We start from the raw sequence: 3,582 nt of genomic DNA, 5'->3' as shown, positions 1-3,582 counted from the left end.
CTCGAAGGACGTCGTGCACGCCCGCATCGACCGCCGCCGCAAGATTCCGGTGTCGTCGCTGTTGATGGCGCTCGGCATGGACGGCGAGGAGATCCTGTCGACCTTCTACAACAAGATCACCTACAAGCGCGCCGGCGACCACTGGCGCATCCCGTTCAACGTCGAGCGTTTCCGCGGCCTCAAGGCCGTTGGCGACCTGGTCGATGCAGACACCAACGAGGTCGTCGTCGAGGCCGGCAAGAAGATCACTGCCCGCCAGGCCAGGGCGCTTGGCGAAAAAGGTCTCAAGGCGATCAAGGCAACCGACGAGGATCTGCTCGGCAACTACCTTGCCGAGGACATCGTCAACTATGCCACCGGCGAGATTTTCCTCGAAGCTGGCGACGAAATCGACGAAAAGACGCTGAAGGTGCTTCTCAGCGCCGGTGATGACGAGATCAAGGTTCTCGACATCGATCACGTCAATGTCGGCGCCTATATCCGCAACACGCTCAACGTCGACAAGAACGAGAGCCGCCAGGACGCGCTGTTCGACATCTACCGCGTCATGCGCCCCGGCGAGCCGCCGACGCTCGAGACCGCCGAAGCCATGTTCAACTCGCTGTTCTTCGACAGCGAGCGCTATGATCTGTCGGCCGTCGGCCGCGTCAAGATGAACATGCGCCTCGAGCTCAAGGCCGAGGACACCGTGCGCGTGCTGCGCAAGGACGACATCCTGGCCGTGGTCAAGACGCTGGTCGAACTGCGCGACGGCAAGGGCGAGATCGACGACATCGACAATCTCGGCAATCGCCGCGTACGCTCGGTCGGCGAGCTGATGGAGAACCAGTACCGTGTCGGCCTGCTGCGCATGGAGCGCGCGATCAAGGAACGCATGTCCTCGATCGAGATCGATACGGTGATGCCGCAGGACCTGATCAACGCCAAGCCGGCGGCTGCGGCGGTGCGCGAGTTCTTCGGTTCCTCGCAGCTGTCGCAGTTCATGGACCAGACCAACCCGCTGTCGGAGATCACCCACAAGCGCCGTCTCTCGGCGCTTGGACCTGGTGGTCTGACCCGCGAGCGCGCCGGTTTCGAGGTGCGCGACGTGCACCCGACGCATTACGGCCGCATCTGCCCGATCGAGACGCCGGAAGGCCCGAATATCGGTCTGATCAACTCGCTGGCCACCTTTGCACGCGTCAACAAGTACGGCTTCATCGAGAGCCCGTATCGCAAGATCGTCAACGGCAAGCTGACCAATGAGGTCGTCTACCTGTCGGCGATGGAAGAGGCTAAGCACCATGTCGCGCAGGCCAATGCCGAGCTCGACAAGAATGGCGGTTTCGTCGACGAATTCGTCATTTGCCGCAACGCCGGCGAAGTGATGATGGCGCCGCGCGAAAACGTCGATCTGATGGACGTGTCGCCGAAGCAGATGGTGTCGGTGGCCGCGGCCCTGATCCCGTTCCTCGAGAACGACGACGCCAACCGCGCCCTGATGGGCTCGAACATGCAGCGTCAGGCCGTGCCGCTGGTGCGCGCCGAAGCGCCGTTTGTCGGCACCGGCATGGAGCCGATCGTCGCCCGTGACTCGGGCGCCGCCATCGGCGCCCGCCGCGGCGGCATCGTCGACCAGGTGGACGCAACGCGTATCGTCATCCGCGCCACGGAAGATCTCGATCCCGGCAAGTCGGGCGTCGACATCTACCGGCTGATGAAGTTCCAGCGTTCGAACCAGAACACCTGCATCAACCAGCGTCCGCTGGTGCGTATGGGTGACCGGGTCAACAAGGGCGACATCATCGCCGACGGTCCGTCGACCGAGCTCGGCGATCTGGCGCTCGGCCGCAACGTGCTGGTCGCGTTCATGCCGTGGAACGGCTACAACTACGAGGACTCGATCCTCTTGTCCGAGCGCATCGTCGCCGATGACGTCTTCACCTCGATCCACATCGAGGAGTTCGAGGTCATGGCGCGCGATACCAAGCTCGGGCCGGAGGAAATCACGCGCGACATTCCCAACGTCTCGGAAGAAGCGCTGAAGAACCTCGACGAGGCCGGCATCGTCTACATCGGTGCGGAAGTGCAGCCGGGCGACATCCTGGTCGGCAAGATCACGCCGAAGGGCGAAAGCCCGATGACGCCGGAAGAAAAGCTTCTGCGCGCCATCTTCGGTGAAAAGGCATCGGACGTGCGTGACACCTCTATGCGCATGCCTCCGGGCACTTTCGGCACCGTCGTCGAAGTGCGCGTCTTCAACCGCCACGGCGTGGAGAAGGACGAGCGCGCCATGGCGATCGAACGCGAGGAGATCGAACGCCTCGCCAAGGACCGCGACGACGAGCAGGCGATCCTCGACCGCAACGTCTATTCGCGCCTTTCCGACGTTCTCGTCGGCAAGGAAGCGATTGCCGGGCCGAAGGGCTTCAAGAAAGGCTCGAAGCTGTCGAAGGACACGCTCGACGAGTATCCGCGTTCGCAGTGGTGGCAGTTTGCGGTGGAGAACGAAAAGCTCCAGAGCGAACTGGAAGCCCTGCGTGGCCAGTACGACGATTCCAAGAAGGCGCTCGAACAGCGCTTCATGGACAAGGTCGAGAAGGTCCAGCGCGGCGACGAGATGCCTCCCGGCGTCATGAAGATGGTCAAGGTCTTCGTGGCCGTGAAGCGCAAGATGCAGCCCGGCGACAAGATGGCCGGCCGGCACGGCAACAAGGGTGTCGTGTCGCGGATCGTTCCGGTCGAGGACATGCCGTTCCTCGAGGACGGCACGCATGCAGATATCGTGCTCAACCCGCTGGGTGTGCCGAGCCGCATGAATGTCGGCCAGATCCTGGAGACGCATCTGGGCTGGGCTTGCGCCGGAATGGGCAGGAAGATCGGCGATCTGATCGATGCCTATAAGACGGCCGGCGACATCAAGCCGCTGCGCAAGACGCTCGAGAGCTTCATGCCGTCCAACGACCGCAACGAGCCGATCCGCGACTATGACGACGAGAGTATCGTTCGCCTCAGCGAGCAGATGCGCCGCGGCGTCTCCATCGCGACACCGGTGTTCGACGGTGCGCACGAGGCCGACATCAACATCATGCTGGAGCAGGCGGGCCTGCATACCAGCGGTCAGTCGCAGCTCTATGACGGACGCACCGGCGAGCCGTTCGATCGCAAAGTGACGATGGGCTACATATATATGCTCAAGCTTCACCATCTTGTGGACGACAAGATCCACGCGCGTTCGATCGGGCCGTACTCGCTCGTTACCCAGCAGCCGCTGGGCGGCAAGGCGCAGTTCGGTGGCCAGCGCTTCGGCGAGATGGAGGTCTGGGCGCTCGAAGCGTACGGCGCCGCCTACACGCTGCAGGAGATGCTGACGGTGAAGTCGGATGACGTCGCCGGCCGCACCAAGGTCTACGAGGCGATCGTCAGAGGCGACGACACGTTCGAGGCCGGCATTCCCGAGAGCTTCAATGTTCTCGTCAAGGAAATGCGGTCTCTGGGCCTCAATGTCGAGCTGGAGAACACCAAGCTGGACGGCAACCCGGTCCGGCTGCCCGACGCGGCCGAGTGAGCAAGACGTCCGGTCGCAGCTCCCGCGACCGGACG

Annotated in this window: 1 protein-coding gene; it reads left to right on the top strand. The window is 63.1% G+C overall.

Annotated elements, in window-relative coordinates; all coding sequences use genetic code 11:
* On the top strand, positions 1–3,547 hold a 3,547-nt coding region (gene rpoB, locus E5W87_RS19880), incomplete at its 5' end, for a DNA-directed RNA polymerase subunit beta (RefSeq protein ID WP_292401144.1).
* Positions 3,548–3,582: the final 35 nt, after the last annotated feature.

The sequence above is a fragment of the Mesorhizobium sp. genome (assembly GCF_004962925.1).
GTDB lineage: Bacteria > Pseudomonadota > Alphaproteobacteria > Rhizobiales > Rhizobiaceae > Mesorhizobium.
Note: the sequence above shows the minus strand (reverse complement) of the source record. Positions and strands in the feature narration are given on the sequence as shown.